General features: G+C 71.7%; 14 protein-coding genes. 10 read left to right on the top strand and 4 right to left on the bottom strand.

The window, feature by feature from the left end:
• Positions 1-1,338 (bottom strand): ABC transporter permease (locus tag AB0F81_RS31135; protein WP_360202975.1); only part of this gene is annotated, 1,338 nt, incomplete at its 3' end.
• Complete coding sequence (locus AB0F81_RS31130) at positions 1,335-2,078, bottom strand: ABC transporter ATP-binding protein (protein WP_360202973.1); 744 nt, start codon at positions 2,076-2,078, stop codon at positions 1,335-1,337. The genes AB0F81_RS31135 and AB0F81_RS31130, both read right to left, overlap by 4 nt.
• A 168-nt stretch (positions 2,079-2,246) precedes the next feature.
• Between AB0F81_RS31130 and AB0F81_RS31125 the strand changes: the two genes are divergently transcribed.
• The 7 genes from AB0F81_RS31125 to dhaK all read left to right on the top strand — a co-directional run bounded on the left by AB0F81_RS31125 (position 2,247) and on the right by dhaK (position 8,826).
• Entirely contained in the window at positions 2,247-3,353 is a 1,107-nt protein-coding gene (locus AB0F81_RS31125) for a histidine kinase (protein WP_360202972.1), read from the top strand.
• A gap of 283 nt (positions 3,354-3,636) precedes the next feature.
• Positions 3,637-4,290, top strand: a complete 654-nt coding sequence (locus tag AB0F81_RS31120; RefSeq protein WP_360202971.1) for a response regulator transcription factor — start codon at positions 3,637-3,639, stop codon at positions 4,288-4,290.
• 73 nt (positions 4,291-4,363) lie between these two features.
• Entirely contained in the window at positions 4,364-5,554 is a 1,191-nt protein-coding gene (locus AB0F81_RS31115) for a LuxR C-terminal-related transcriptional regulator (RefSeq protein WP_360202970.1), read from the top strand.
• A gap of 8 nt (positions 5,555-5,562) precedes the next feature.
• A complete protein-coding gene (locus AB0F81_RS31110; RefSeq protein ID WP_360202968.1) occupies positions 5,563-6,423 on the top strand; it encodes a class II fructose-bisphosphate aldolase in 861 nt (286 codons plus the stop codon).
• Entirely contained in the window at positions 6,420-7,187 is a 768-nt protein-coding gene (locus tag AB0F81_RS31105) for an HAD-IA family hydrolase (protein ID WP_360202967.1), read from the top strand. The genes AB0F81_RS31110 and AB0F81_RS31105 overlap by 4 nt, the downstream gene beginning before the upstream one ends.
• On the top strand, positions 7,184-7,834 hold the full coding sequence (dhaL, locus tag AB0F81_RS31100) for a dihydroxyacetone kinase subunit DhaL (RefSeq protein WP_360202965.1): 651 nt from the start codon (positions 7,184-7,186) through the stop codon (positions 7,832-7,834). The genes AB0F81_RS31105 and dhaL overlap by 4 nt, the downstream gene beginning before the upstream one ends.
• Positions 7,831-8,826: a dihydroxyacetone kinase subunit DhaK gene (gene dhaK / locus AB0F81_RS31095; protein ID WP_360202963.1), complete on the top strand. Its 996-nt coding sequence runs from the start codon at positions 7,831-7,833 to the stop codon at positions 8,824-8,826. Before dhaL ends, dhaK begins: the two co-directional genes overlap by 4 nt.
• Positions 8,827-8,832: 6 nt before the next feature.
• Here the strand turns inward: dhaK and AB0F81_RS31090 are convergent, their stop codons facing one another.
• On the bottom strand, positions 8,833-9,411 hold the full coding sequence (locus tag AB0F81_RS31090) for an FHA domain-containing protein (RefSeq protein ID WP_360202961.1): 579 nt from the start codon (positions 9,409-9,411) through the stop codon (positions 8,833-8,835).
• Positions 9,408-11,120 (bottom strand): protein kinase, encoded by a 1,713-nt coding sequence (locus AB0F81_RS31085; RefSeq protein WP_360202960.1) that lies wholly within the window; start codon positions 11,118-11,120, stop codon positions 9,408-9,410. Before AB0F81_RS31085 ends, AB0F81_RS31090 begins: the two co-directional genes overlap by 4 nt.
• Before the next feature lie 132 nt (positions 11,121-11,252).
• Between AB0F81_RS31085 and AB0F81_RS31080 the strand changes: the two genes are divergently transcribed.
• The 3 genes from AB0F81_RS31080 to AB0F81_RS31070 all read left to right on the top strand — a co-directional run bounded on the left by AB0F81_RS31080 (position 11,253) and on the right by AB0F81_RS31070 (position 14,526).
• Complete coding sequence (locus tag AB0F81_RS31080) at positions 11,253-11,684, top strand: hypothetical protein (RefSeq protein WP_360202958.1); 432 nt, start codon at positions 11,253-11,255, stop codon at positions 11,682-11,684.
• A 153-nt stretch (positions 11,685-11,837) separates the two neighbouring features.
• Positions 11,838-14,237, top strand: a complete 2,400-nt coding sequence (locus tag AB0F81_RS31075; RefSeq protein ID WP_360202977.1) for a transglycosylase domain-containing protein — start codon at positions 11,838-11,840, stop codon at positions 14,235-14,237.
• A gap of 109 nt (positions 14,238-14,346) precedes the next feature.
• Positions 14,347-14,526 carry a hypothetical protein gene (locus tag AB0F81_RS31070; RefSeq protein ID WP_360202956.1) on the top strand — a complete coding sequence of 60 codons (180 nt, stop codon included), beginning with the start codon at positions 14,347-14,349 and terminating at the stop codon, positions 14,524-14,526.
• Position 14,527 lies beyond the last annotated feature (1 nt).

The following is a 14,527-nucleotide window of genomic DNA, read 5'->3' as shown; positions in this document are numbered from 1 at the left end:
CTCCAGCAGGCGCGCCACCGGCGGCAGGACCAGCGCGATCAGCGGGGGCAGCGCGGCCAGCAGGCCGGCCGCCAGCAGCACCCCGCCGGCCAGGGCGAGGGGCAGCGACGCGCTGACGGCCGCCACCGCCAGCGCGGCACCGCCGACCGCCGTGATCGCGACACCGAGGATCAGGCGGCGGCCACCGCGGACCGTCCCGGCCGGCGGCTCGTCGGCGGCCTGCAGCGCCCGCACGGGAGCGATCCGGGTCGCCCGGCGGGCGGGCGCCCAGGCGGCCACCAGCGTGGCCAGCACACCGGCGAACACACAGGCGACCAGCGCGAGCGGGTTGATCCGCAGGCCGCCGCCGCTGATGTCGAGCAGGTCAGCGCCGAGATAGCCCAGGCCCACTCCGACGGCTGCGCCGGCGAGACCACCGGCCGTGCCCGCGATCGCCGCCTCGGCCAGCACCACCCGGCTGACCTGGGTGCGGTGACCGCCGACCAGCCGCAGCAGGGCGATCTGCCGGACCCGCTGCACGATCACCACGTGGAACGTGTTCGCAATGACCAGCACGGCCGCCAGCAGCGCCACCGCGGCGAAGGCGAGCATCAGGACGACCAGCTGGCCGTTGCCGCCGGCGAACCGGGCGGCGGCCTGATCGGCGGCCGCCGAGGCGTCGGTCGCCGTGACCCCCGGGCCCATCGTCTGCCGCAGCGTGTCGACGGTGGCGGCGAGCCGGGACCGGTCGCTGACCGTGATCAGGGCGGCCGGTGGCACATCGCCGGAGAAGAACGACGGGTCGGCGTAGAACCGGAAGTCGGACCCGGTCAGCGGCCGGAACCCGAGATCGGCGGCGCCGGTCACGGTGACCGGCGCCGGCTGGCCCTCGCCGTGCCGGAACATCAGCGTGGCGCCGAGGTCCACCCCGAGATCGTCGAGGGTCCGCTGGTCGGCGACCACCTGGCCGGGACCGGTGGGCCAGGCGCCCCGGTCGAGCTGGAACCAGCGCACCTGCGGCGTGGCGGCGATGCTCTGCACATTGGCGGAGCCACGGCGCGAGCCGCCGAACACGCTGACCGTGCGCGCGAACTGAGGGTCGAGCGAGCGCACCCCCGGCACGGTGACCGCGGCATCGAACCAGGCCGGGTCGCGGACGGTGTCGTCGGCGTCGAGCACGATGTCGGCGGTCGTCAGCGGCGCGGCCGCGGTGCGGCGCAGGCCCTCGCTGGAGGTGGCCGCGAACGTCGCGGTCGCCGCCAGGAAGCCGGTCGCCAGCGTCACCGCGGCGATGATCGCGAAGAGCCGTGCCGGGTACGTCCGGAGCTGTGACCAGGCAAGCGCGAAGATCATGGTCACACCGCCACCGAAGCCATCGCGGCGAGGATCTGATCGCGCCCGGGGCTGCGCAGCTCCTCGCGGATCCGGCCGTCGGCCATCACCAGGACCCGGTCGGCATAGGTCGCGGCGCCGGGATCGTGCGTGACCATGATGATCGTCTGGCCGCTGCGGCGCGCCGCGTCGCGCAGGCCGCCCAGCAGGGCGCGGCCGGTCGCGATGTCCAGCGCGCCGGTCGGCTCGTCGGCGAAGACCACCGACGGTTTGGCGAGCAGCGCCCGCGCCACCGCGACCCGCTGCTGCTGGCCACCGGACAGCTCGGCGGGCCGGTGGCGGAGCCGGTCGCTGATCTGCAGCGCGTCGGTGACCTGCCGCAACTCGCCGGGATCGACGCGGCGGCCGGCAAGCCGCAGCGGCAACACGATGTTCTGCTCGGCGGTCAGCGTCGGCAACAGGTTGAACGCCTGGAAGATGAAGCCGATGCGGTCGCGGCGCAGGTCGGTCAGCGCGCGATCGTCCAAACCAGCCAGTGACCGGCCGGCCAGGCTCACCGCTCCCCCGGACGGGGTGTCCAGCCCGGCGAGCAGGTGCATCAGGGTCGTCTTGCCGGACCCGGACGGGCCCATGATCGCGGTGAACTCGCCGGCGGAGAAGCCCGCGGACACCCCGTCGACGGCCACCACGGCGGCCGGACCGGTGCCATACGTCTTACTGACGTCCTGGCAACTGACCATCTCGGCACGTGTCGTCTGCATCGTCACCGCACCCACGCTAGAAATCGGCGCGGACCGGCACATCCCACCACGGGATCCGCCTTCGCCGGGAGACCGATACCTAGGTATCAGACGCTGGTATCGACCTCGGGCGTCGTGTTCCCGCGGGCGACCGGCTCTGCCTAGTCTGGGAGCGTGGTGATTCGAGGCGGACGGGTGCTGAGGGTCGATGCCCTCATCGCCGGGGCCGCGATCACCGGCTGCCTGCTGCTCGGTCTCACCGGGCTGCCGGAGTGGTACTGGTCGGCCGTCATCGCCGTGCCGCTGGTGCTCCGGCGCACCGCACCCCGCGCCTTCCTCGTCCTTGTCGCCGTGATCTCCGGCCTGCACCTGCTGATGTCGCAGAGCTTCATGTTCCCGGGCGACCTGGCCATCCTGGTCGCCGTGCACGCCACCGCGGCCTACGCGCCGGATCGGTCACGGCACATCGGCCTGCTGCTCGGCGTGGTCGGCTCGGTGGTGGTCGCCGCCCAGGCCCTGCGCGACGGCCATCTCGGCTCGGCGCTGCCCGGCGTGCTGATCCTGGCCACCACGATGGTCGCCTGGTCGCTCGGCCTGATGCAGCGCCAGCAGCGGATCGCCGTGCAGGACGCCGAGCACCGCCGCCGGCTGGCCGAGCAGGACAGCGCGATGCGCGCCCAGCTCGCCGTGCATGAGGAACGCACCCGGATCAGCCAGGAGATGCACGACATCATCGCCCACTCGCTGGCCTCGATCATCGCTCAGGCGGAGGGTGGCCGGGTCGCGGCCCGGGCCGACGCGCGGATCGCGGGCCCGGTGTTCGACCGGATCTCCGGCCTCGGCCGGCAGGCGCTCACCGATGTGAAACGGCTGCTCACCGTCGTCGATCACGACGACGGCACCTGGCACGACGACGGGCTGAGCCGGCTGCCCGAGCTGCTCGCCGGGGTCACCGAGGCCGGCCTCGACCTGACCGCGAAATCGGACGGGCCGGAGCAGCCGCTCGCCGCCGGCATGGATCTGGCGGTGTTCCGGGTGATCCAGGAGTCACTGACCAACGTGCTCAAACACGCCCCGGTGCTCCGGGCGGAGCTGTGCATGGAGTGGACGCCGGCGCTGTTGACCGTCACGGTGCGCAGCCCGCTGCCACCCGGCCCACGGGAGGAGCTGGTGGAGGGCCGCGGCCTGTCCGGGATCCGGCAACGGTGCTCACTGTTCAACGGCGACTGCACCGTCACCGCCGCCGACGACCTCACTGTCCGCACCACGTGGCCGCTCACGCCGGAAGGAGCCCGGGCATGACCCGATCGCCACTAGGGACGCCGAGCATCGGACGGAGCCCAGGCATCACGCCGACCGCCGCAGGGAGCCCGAGCATCACGCCGAACGTCGCAAGCAACCAGCACAGGAGTCGAGTCGCCACCAGAAACCAGCGCATCACGCCGGATACCGCAAGGAGGCGGCGCTGGGATGCGGTCGCGGCGGGGAGCCGGCACTGGAATCGGGTCGCGGCGGGGAGCCGGCGCTGGAATCGGGTCGCGGCGGGGAGCCGGCGCTTGGCTCGGCCATCGGAAAGGGGCGGCGCGTGACGCCGATCGCGGTGCTCATCGCTGACGACCAGGAGCTGGTGCGCACCGGTTTCGCGATGGTCGTCGACGCCGCGCCGGACATGCGGGTCGTGGCGATCGCCGCGACCGGCGCCGAGGCGATCGACCTGGCGGCGAAACACCGGCCCGATGTCATCCTGATGGACATCCGGATGCCCGGCACGGACGGGATCACCGCGACCAGCGCCATCCTGGCGGCCGGCGACAAACCTCCCAAGATCATCGCGTTGACGACGTATGACAGCAACGACTACGCGACGCGCATCCTCAATGCCGGCGCCAGCGGTTATCTGTTGAAGGACGCGACCGCTGAGGGCCTGACCGCCGCCATTCGCAGCGCGTTCCACGGCGGGTCGGTGATCGCACCGACGACCACCCGCAACCTGGTCGCGGCCCGCACCGAGCCGCCACCACCGCCACGCGATCCGGCGCCGCTGGACTCGTTCACCGCCCGCGAGCGCGACGTGTTCGACCTGATCGTCGCCGGCGCGAACAACGCGGAGATCGCCCAGCGGCTGCACCTGGCCGAGGTCACGGTGAAGACCCACGTCGGCCGGGTGCTGGCCAAGCTGGGCGTCCGTGACCGGCTCAACGTGGTGATCTGGGCGTATCGGAACGGCGCCGCACGCTGAGCTGGAGGAGAAGGGGGTCCGCATGGACGCACGCTGTTGATTTCCGTGTTCGGCCGACCCTAGGTTCAGGGGTATGTCGCCGGCCGCGAGGATGTTCCGGTTCGACGAGGCGGTCGCCGACGTCTACGGCGACCTCCGGCTGGCGGCCGTCCTGCGGCGACTGCTGCGGCACACCGGCCGGCTGACCGGCTCGCCGGCCGGCAGCATCTCGCTGGTCGACGCCGACCGCGGCCGTTACATCAAGGCCGCCGAGTTCGGCGTCTCCTGCCGGCTCGGGCACGAGTTCCCACTCGACGAGGGTGCTACCGGGCGCGCCTTCGCCGGCCGCCGCCCGGTGGTGATCGGCGACTACGGCCAGTTGCGCGCCGGCCATCTGGCCGCCGCCCACCCGGCCCGGAGGGGCCCGGCCGCCGCGGTTCCGATCTGGTGGCGCGGCGACGTGATCGCCGTCAACGTCGCCTTCTCCCCGTCCGCCGGCGCCCTGTCGGCACGCGGCGTCGACGAACTGGAGGCGTTGTCGCAGTCCGCCGCCGCCGCGATCGTCGAGTCCGGACGCCACGACCCGTCGCTGGCCGCGCTGATCAAGAGACGGTTCGCCAACACCGTGGTCACCGAGGCCGGCGTGATCCGCCCGGTCACCCCGCAGGTCGCGAGGCTGGCCACGGACCTGGTCGCCCACGCCAGCCGCGCCGCCCCCCGGCAGCGGCTGGACGTCGCCATCGTCTACCGCCAGGACGGCCTGCGCGTGCTGCTGCAGGAGGAGGCCGCCGAGCCCGGCACCTGGAACCAGCTGCCCCGCCAGGACCAGGCGGCCGAGCCCGCCGCATGGAACCAACAAGGACAAGCCACCGAGCCCGCCGCCAGGAGCCAGCAAGAACAGACCACCGAGCCCGCCGCCAGGAGCCGGCAGGAACAGACCACCGAGCCCGCCGGCTGGGACCGGCTGCCCCGCATCGAGGGCGCCGACATCACCGTCGAGCAGGTTCGTGGCTGGGGTGTGCTGGTCCGCGCCGACCTTCCCTACGCCGCACCGGCACCCTTCACCCCGCGCGAGGCCGAAGTCCTGGAACTGCTCCGGCGAGGGCTCACCTACCGCGAGATGGCCGGCCGGCTCAACCTCTCGGCGAAGACCATCGAGAAGCACGTCAGCGCGATCATGCGCAAGACCGGCACCTCGAACCGTACGGCCGCGGTGGTCACCGCCATGGACAACGACTGGGTGGGGGTTCTCCCCCATACCGCGGAGCACCAGCACGGGTCTTGACTGGCGGCATGCCCGTCGTCGCCATGAAGGACATCCTGGACCGGGCGCTGGCCGACCGGTACGGCGTAGCCGCCTTCAACATCGTCAACGACCTGACCATCGAGGCCGTGCTGGCCGCCGCCACCGAGGAGAACGCCCCGGTCATCCTGCAGACGTCGGTGAAGACCGTCCGCATGTACGGCCGCCGCCAGCTCCACGACATCGTCCACGCCCTGGCCCGCGACGTCCCGGTCCCGGTGACCCTGCATCTCGATCACTGCCCGGACCGTTCGGTCATCTCCGACTGCCTGCGAGGCGGCTGGAACTCGGTCCTGTTCGACGCCCACGAGCTCGACGTCGCCGACAACCTGCGGCAGACCGTCGAGGTGGTGGCCGAGGCCCGCCGCACCGGCGCCCACGTGGAGGGCGAGATCGAGGGCATCCAGGGCGTTGAGGACGACATCGGCTCCGATTACGCCTCGATGGTGCAGAGCCTGCAGGTCGCCGTCGATTTCATCAAGCGCACCGGCGTCGACTGTTTCGCCCCGGCGATCGGCAACGCGCACGGCCAGTACCGGCAGGCGCCGGTGCTGAACGCCCAGCGGGTCAGTGACCTGGTCGCCGCCACCGGCGTCCCGATGGCGCTGCACGGCGGCACCGGCCTCTCCGACGAGCAGTTCACCGACCTGATCGCCCGCGGCTGCGCGAAGGTCAACATCTCCACCGCGCTGAAGGAGTCGTTCATGATGTCCGGCCTGGAGTTCCTGCGGGAGGCCGGCGAGCGCGGCAAATGGGATCCGCCGTCGCTGTTCCGGCATCAGCGGGCCGCGGTGACCGAGATGGCGCGGCGGCACATCCGGCTCTTCGGCGGGTCGGGACGCGCGTGGTGACCGCCCTCGTCTTCGACTGCGACGGTGTGCTGGCCGACACGGAACGGCACGGTCACCTGCCCGCTTTCAACGCGACCTTCGAGCACTTCGGGCTGCCGGTGCGGTGGAGCGAGCAGGACTATGCCGGGAAGCTGCGCATCGGCGGCGGCAAGGAGCGGATGGCCGCACTCTTCGCGGACCCCGCTTTCGCGGCCGCGGTGGGCGGCTCCGACCGTACCGAAATGGTGCGGGCCTGGCACACGGTGAAGACCGCGACTTTCACGCGGATGGTCTCCGAGGGCCGGATTCCGGCCCGTCCGGGCATCGCCCGGATCATCCGGGCGGCGCTGGAGGCAGGCTGGACGGTCGCGGTCTCCTCGACCTCGGCGGAGGATTCGGTACGGGCGGTGCTCACCCACGCCGTGGGTGCGGCAACCGCCGAGCGGATCCCGGTGTTCGCCGGTGACATCGTGCCGGCGAAGAAGCCGGATCCGGCGATCTATCAGCTCACCGTCGACCGGCTGGGTCTCGATCCGGCGGCCACCCTGGTCGTGGAGGACTCCCGCAACGGTCTGCTCGCCGCCACCGGCGCCGGGCTGGGCTGCCTGATCACGGTCAACGGCTACACCCGCGACGAGGACTTCCACGAGGCGCTGCTGGTCGTCTCGGAGCTCGGCGACCCGGGCCGTCCCGGGATCGAGGTGCTGGCGAACCGGAGCAGGGCGCGCCCGGGAAGCTTCCTCACCCTCGACGACCTGCGCGCCTGTCTGGAGGAACAGCGATGAGCGGCAACGCGCTGCCGGGCGCCGAACTGGTGGTCCGCACGATCGCGGAGACGGCGATCGCGAACGAGAAGTACTTCGGCGACCTCGACGCCGTGGTCGGCGACGGCGACCTCGGCTACTCGCTGGCCCGCGGCTTCGAGAAGCTGCTGGAGGGCTGGGACGAGCTCGACCGCAGCGACGCCGGGACGTTCCTGAAACGCAGCGGGATGATCATCGCGTCGCGGGCGGGCGGCACCTCCGGGCCGCTGTGGGGCACCGCCTTCCTGCGCGCCGGGACCGCCGCCGGCTCCGCGCCGGACCTGACCGGCGAGCAGGTGGTGGCGATGCTGCGCGCGGCCATCGACGGGATCAAGACCCGCGGGCGTTCCGACGTCGGCGACAAGACGCTGCTGGACGCCCTGGTGCCGATGACCGACCGGCTCGAGCAGGAGTTCGCCGGGGGCGCCGACGGCGACAAGGCGCTGCGGGCCGCCGCCACCGTGACCCGGGAGGCGGCGGAGGCGACTCTCGGCATGGTCGCCAAGCGGGGGCGCGCGTCGTACACCGGCGAGCGCAGCAGGGATTCGGTCGACGCGGGTGCTGTCGCGGTGGCCGTGATCGTCGAGCGGATCAGTGAGAACTGGCACAGCCGAGGAGCGACGTCGTGAAGAAGTTCGTCAACGACCCGAAGAACTACGTGGCCGAGATGCTCGAGGGCGTCGCCCTCGCCAACCCGGACAGGCTCAGGTACGTCCCGGACTACAACCTGATCATGCGGACCGACGCGCCGCGTGACGACAAGGTGTCCATCGTGCAGGGTTCCGGATCGGGTCACGAGCCGGCGCACGTGATGGCGGTGGGCCGCGGCATGCTCGACGCCGCCTGTCCCGGCGACGTGTTCGCCGCGCCACCGATGGATTACGTCTACGAGACCGCGAAGCTGCTGAACTCGCCGAAGGGCGTGCTGCTGCTGGTGAACAACTACACCGGCGACCGGATGGCGTTCGACATGGGCAAGGAGATGGCCGAGGCCGACGGGGTGCGCGCGGAGATCCTCACCATCGACGACGACGTGGCCGTGCAGGACTCCACCTACACGGTCGGCCGCCGCGGCGTGGCCGGGAACTTCTTCGTCATCAAGTGCGTCGGCGCCGCCGCCGAGCGGGGCGCCGACATGGACGAGGTGCTGCGGATCGGGCGCAAGGTCAACGACGTCACCCGCACGATCGGGGTCGCGCTGACCGCCTGCACGCCGCCGGCGAAGGGCTCGCCGCTGTTCGAGCTGGGCGCCGACGAGATCGAGTTCGGGGTGGGCATCCACGGTGAGCCGGGCCGGGAACGCCGCAAGATCAAGGACGCCGACGCGATCGTCGACGACATGCTGGAGGCGGTGGCCGGCGACCTGCCGTACGAGTCCGGCGACCGGGTCGCTCTCATGATCAACGGCTTGGGCGGGACGCCGATCAGCGAGCTGTACCTGCTCTACCGGCACGCTCACCGGCGTCTCGCCGATCGGGGCATCAGCGTCGGGCGCAGCTACGTCAACGAGTACTGCACGTCGCTCGACATGGCCGGCGCGTCGCTGACCCTGGTCCGCCTGGACGAGGAGATCACCGGTCTGCTGGAGGCGCCCGCCGAAGCCGCCGTCCGGATCTTCTGAGGACCCTTACGCAGCGCCGCGGCGGACGGCTTCGCTGGCCAGGCGAGGGCGGCGCCGGTCGGCGTTGGTGGTCAGGCCGAACTTGTCGTAGAGGTTGGTCAGGTGTTTCTTGACGGCGCTCTCGGAGAGGCCGAGTTCGCCGGCGAGCTCGCGCACCGACGGCGGCTCGGGGAACGCCTGACCGCCGGTGGTCAGCGGGCGGCACAGCGCGGTGAGCACGTCACGTTCGCGCCGGGTCAGCGACGGCACGGCCGGCGCCGGCTCCACGGTGACCGTCTCGGTGGCCGGCTGCACGTCCGGGCAGCGGTAGAGCAGCCGGGCCGGGCCGATGTCGATGCGGTCGCCGTCGTGCAGCGGCCGGGCCTGGCGCAGCGGCACGCCGTTGACCGAGGTGCCGTTCGTGCTGCCGAGGTCGCGGATCGACCAGCCGGACGGGAACCGTTCCAGCACCGCGTGCAGCCGCGACACCCGGCGGCTGTCGATTGCCACCTCGTTCGCCGGCGCCCGGCCGATGGACAGCAGCGGGCCGGCCAGGGCCACCAGCCGCACCCCGCCGCCCTCGTGCACCTCCAGATGCCCGGTCACGCGCAGTGTTCCCCGGTGGCGACGGTCAGCGGTGCGGTCAGACCGGTTCCGGTCATGGTCATGGTGGCCCGGGCACAGCCGGTCAGGGGCATCGGCTCGGTCCACTGCTCGATCGGCTGCCCGGTGGAGACGGCGGGCCGGCCGCCCGGTTCGGCGGCGACCCGCACTCGCCACTGCCCGTCGGCGCCGGCGTTGTCGCGGTACTGCTTCCACACCCAGGTGTAGGCCATCACCGCGCGGCAGGCCGGTGACCAGTACAGCTTCACCGACACCGCCTTGAAGCCGCCGACATACCCGTAGGCCGAGTACGCCACCTGGTAGGCGTCGGTGTAGCAGGGCCCGGGCGGCGGGTCGTCGTCACGGGCGTACGCGATCATCCCGTGGCCGGCCAGCACCACCGTACGGTCGAGGATCCGCAGCGTGCCCCGCTGCGTGCCGGCGGCGCGCGGGGTGAAGGCCAGCCCGAGCCGGCAGGACGCGCCCCGGGCCAGCACGCGCCCGGTGCAGTCGTCGCCGGCGAGCCGGAAGTCACCGTCGAGGGTGACCCGCAGTGACGGCGTCGGGTAGGGCCCGGCGTTGCGCACCGTCACCAGCCGCGGCTCCGGCTCGGCGGTCACCTTCTGCTCGCCGAAGTCCACCGTGGCCGGCGCCTCCAGCCGCGACGACGCCACCGCCTGCGAACCGCCCATGGCCAGCGTCAAGGTGACCGCGACCAGCGCCGGAAGGACCTTCCACCAGGCGCGGCGCGGCTGCGGCCGATTCGCGACGGTTGCCGAGAGTTCCTGTGCCGCCCGCACGCGCTGTGACAGCGACACGGCCGGCGGCGGCGCGGCCGGTTCGCCGGTGTCCGCCACGATCAACGGCGTCACCGCGACCCCGCACGCCCGCTGCGCCGCCCGCAGCTCCGCCGCGAACGCCGCGGCCGTGCGCGGCCGCGCCGCCGGATCCCTGGCCAGCGCCCGCTCCAGCACCGCGCACACCGGGTCGGGGACGCCGGGACGCAGGTCCGGCACGGGCTGCGCCTCGATGCGCGCCACCAGGCCGGCGACGCTCTCGTCCCGATCCGGTACGAACGGCGCCCGCCCGCACAGCCACCGGTACAGCGTCGACGCCAGCGAGTACACATCCGACGCCACGGTCGCCGGTTCGCCGCGCAGCACCTCGGGCGCCGCGTGCAGCAGGCTGGCCGTCACCGACCGCTGCTCCCGGGGCGGGTCGCGGCGCACCGGCCGGGCCAGCCCGAAGTCGGCGAGCTTCAGCTCCCCGTAGCGGGAGATCAGGATGTTCTCGGGTTTGACGTCGCGGTGCAGCACGCCCGCGCGGTGCGCCGCCTCCAGCGCCCCGGCCACCGCGACCCCGCCGGCGAGCACCTCTTCCCAGCCGGTGGCGCCGGCCCGCCCGGCCAGCGAGCCGCCCTCCTCGTAGGCCATCAGCAGGTACGGCGCACCCGAGTCGGTACGGCCCGCCTGATGCACCGTGACGATGTGCGGATGCCCGGACAGCCGCCCCAGCGCCTGCACCTCGCGCTCGAACCGGGCCTGGTCGACCCGTTCCGCGGCCAGGACCTTCACCGCGACCGTCCGCAGGAAGTCCGGCTGCCACGCCCGGTAGACCACGCCGAACCCACCGCGGCCGATCTCGATCGGGTCCTCGCAACCGGGGACACCGATCGACGGCCCGGTCGCCGGACCGGACTGCTGTCGGCGCAAGGCTTCCCCCCACTGCGGAACGATGGCGACCGTCGATGATACGTGGGGAGGAAAAGGTGGCTGATCCGGCACCTGTCGGGCACCCCGGACCGGCTGGTTCCCTGGTCGCGGACATTTCACCGGGAGGAAATCATGCCCAATCTCCGCCGAAGCCTCGCCACCGCGGCCGTGCTCGCCGCCGCCGGCGCCGCGGGCACCCTGATCAACCCTGCGCCCGCGCTGGCCAGCACCCCGCCGAGCTGCGGCAGCGTCCGCCAGATCGGCACCACCCGGGTGCTGACCGTCGGTGGCATGCAGGCCGCCTCGGTCAAGCAGTACTACGGCTGCGGATACAACTACGCCTACATCTACGTCTGGCAGCAGTACCGGGAGACCCACTCCAACTGGGACCTGCACGTGCACGTCGTCGACCACACGGACAGCGGCACCGATTACGGGATGGGCACGCTCAACAACACCACCCGCGCCGAACTGTGGGGCGCCCCGGCGCCGACCGCCGCGCACTGCACGCACGCCACCGGCTACCTCAACTCGACCGGTGGCTCCACCAGCAAGGTCTGCTGACCGGGGTTGTGCCGCCGTCCGCGGGGGGACGGGCGGCGGCACGGCCTTGCCCTGACTCGCATCCGTGCGGTCTGATTGACCCGGATCGCTTCGCCGCGGTGCGCCGCAGCGAGCAGGCACCGAGTCACGGGTGGTGGTGCGGTGAGTTCCTGGATGCGCCGGCGAGATCACAACATCTTCGTCAACGCGTTCTCGTTGATGGTCTGCGGCCTGATCACCGGCGTGGTCGTGGCGGCCGCGGTGTTCCCGTTCGCCGCGATGTCGGGGCTGGCCGCCAAGGCCGGCGAGCAGGCCTTCGCGAGTCTGCCCAGTGAGCTGAAGGCGTTCCGCTCACCGCAGATCTCCCGGGTCTACGCGGCCGACAACAAGACCCAGATCACCCAGTTCTACGACGAGTTCCGCAGCGAGGTGCCGCTCAAGGCGATCTCGAAACACATGCAGCAGGCCATGATCGCCGCGGAGGACCGGGACTTCCACCGGCACAACGGCGTCGACCTCAAGGGTGTGGCTCGGGCCCTGGTCAACAACAAGAACGGCGGCCCGAAACAGGGCGCCTCGACGATCACCATGCAGTGGGTGCGGATGTCGCTGGCCTATTCGGCCACCACGCCGAACGACGTCATCGAGGCGACCAAGGACACCCCGAAGCGCAAGGTCACCGAGATGAAGTACGCGCTCGAGGTCGAGGAGCAGCTGACCAAGGACCAGATCCTCGAGCGCTACCTGAACATCGTGCCGTTCGGCAAGCAGACCTACGGGATCTACGCGGCCAGCCGGGTCTACTTCAACAAGCTGCCCAAGGACCTCACCGTCGGCGAGGCCGCCATGCTGGCCGGCATCGTGCGGGCGCCCTCCGGTTACGACCCGACCTCTCCGGACGGCTACGAGGAGATCCTGCAGCGGCGCAACGCCTACGTCATCCCGGGCATGGTGGAGATGGGCTTCATCACCCAGGCCCAGGCCGCCAAGGCGGTCAAGGAGCCGATCCCGCGCAAGGTCCGGCCGGTCAGCAACGGCTGCGTCTCGGTCGCCAAGAACAACTGGGGCTTCTTCTGCGACTACTTCTACCGCTGGTGGCTGGGCCGGCAGGAGTTCGGCCCGACGACGTACGACCGGGAGCGCCGGCTGAAGAGCGGCGGCTACCGGATCACCACGACCCTCGACGTCAAGGCGCAGGGCCAGGCCCGCGAGCGGATCTCCGACCGGATCAGCGAGAAGAACAAGAACGCGCTGCTGCTGGCCGCGGTCCAGCCCGGCACCGGCAAGGTGCGGCTGCTCGCCGCGAACCGCAGGTACAAGCTGGACAACCCGGCCGACCCGCAGAACGGCATCTCCACCGATCCGGGCAAGGCCCGCAAGGGCATCCGCGGCACCTACCCGAACACGACGAACCCGCTGCTCACCGGCGGCGGCGACATCACCGGTTACCAGGCCGGCTCGGTGATGAAGATCTTCACACTGATCGCGGCCCTGGAACGCGGCTACCCGCTCGCCTACACGATCAAGACGGAGAGCCGGTACCGGTCGAAATACATCATCGACCGCGGCAACGACGCGGCCTGCCCCGGCACGCACTTCTGGTGCCCGAGCAACGCCGGCGGCGGTGGCGAGGGCGTCTTCAACATGTGGACCGGTTTCGGCCGCTCCATCAACACCTACTTCGTGCCGCTGGAGGAACGCGTCGGCGCCGAGAAGGTGGTCGGCGTGGCGAAACGCTTCGGCATCCAGTTCCGCTCGTCGGCGGACGCCGAGCTGGCCCTGCCCGGCAACTCCCACCAGTGGGGCGCCTTCACGCTGGGCGTCTCGGCGACCACCCCGCTCGACATGGCCAACGCCTACGCCACGCTGGCCGCCGACGGCATGTACTGCCCGCCCACCCCGATCGAGCAGATCACCACCCGGACCGGGGAGAAACTCGACGTCGGCAGCTCCCGGTGCGTGCGGGCGACCAGCGAGAGCGTGGCCCGCGCCGCCGTCGACGCGGCCCGCTGCCCGGTGGGCGACTCGGCCCGGCTCGGCCGGTGCGGCGGCAGCACCGCCGGCGACACCCGATGGGTGGTCGGGCATCCGGTCTTCGGCAAGACCGGCACCACCGACCGCGACCGGACCGCCTCGCTGATCGCCGGCACCACCGCCCTGGTCGTCGCCGGTTACCTGGTCAACCCCGACTACCAGAACCACCGCGACCGGCTCCAGCACGCGCAGGTCAATCCGGCCGTCTACCACACCCTCGCCGACTACATGGAGGGAAAACCCAGGGTCCAGTTCAAGAGACCGGAAAACCGCAAGATTGCGTACGGTGACCAGCGCTCGATCCCGAACGTCGAGTGTGACCCGCTGAACCGTGCCCGCAACCGGGTGGAGAACGCCGGGTTCTTCGTCTCGATCGGCGAGGAGGTCGACTCCGACTGCCCCGCCGGCACCGCAGCCGGCACGAACCCGAGCGGGCGCACCGTCAAGAACGGCGTGGTGGTGATCGAGGTGAGCAACGGCAAGGGCGGCGAACCGACGGATCCCGGCGAACCGGGCGGGAGGCGGCGCGGGCCACGGTGACGCGGGTCTCCCCGATTTGAGCCGACTCACACTGTCGACCCGCGGGGCGCGTGCGTCCGTACCTCACCGTGAGGGGGTGGAACAGCCACCACCGCGGAAGGGGAAACCGATGGCCGCCACGCGGGCGGACCTGCTCGAGGTCCGCCACCACGACGACCATGTCAGCCGTTACGAGCAGGTCACCTACTGCGCCTGGCGCGGCGGGGTCACCGTCTACCGCGACGGTGTCGAGATCGCCCGGCACGACGACGTCCTCCACACGCAGGTGCTGAACGTAGCCCCGGTGTAAC

Origin of the sequence: Actinoplanes sp. NPDC024001 (assembly GCF_040638955.1) — a bacterium.
Lineage (GTDB): Bacteria > Actinomycetota > Actinomycetes > Mycobacteriales > Micromonosporaceae > Actinoplanes.
Note: the sequence above shows the minus strand (reverse complement) of the source record. Positions and strands in the feature narration are given on the sequence as shown.

Bases quoted from the DNA above. Each gene is read 5' to 3' on its own strand.
- AB0F81_RS31110 (WP_360202968.1), top strand. From the start codon at position 5,563: ATGCCCGTCGTCGCCATGAAGGACATCCTGGACCGGGCGCTGGCCGAC.
- AB0F81_RS31115 (WP_360202970.1), top strand. From the start codon at position 4,364: ATGTCGCCGGCCGCGAGGATGTTCCGGTTCGACGAGGCGGTCGCCGAC.
- dhaL (WP_360202965.1), top strand. From the start codon at position 7,184: ATGAGCGGCAACGCGCTGCCGGGCGCCGAACTGGTGGTCCGCACGATC.
- AB0F81_RS31080 (WP_360202958.1), top strand. From the start codon at position 11,253: ATGCCCAATCTCCGCCGAAGCCTCGCCACCGCGGCCGTGCTCGCCGCC.
- AB0F81_RS31075 (WP_360202977.1), top strand. From the start codon at position 11,838: ATGCGCCGGCGAGATCACAACATCTTCGTCAACGCGTTCTCGTTGATG.
- AB0F81_RS31070 (WP_360202956.1), top strand. From the start codon at position 14,347: ATGGCCGCCACGCGGGCGGACCTGCTCGAGGTCCGCCACCACGACGAC.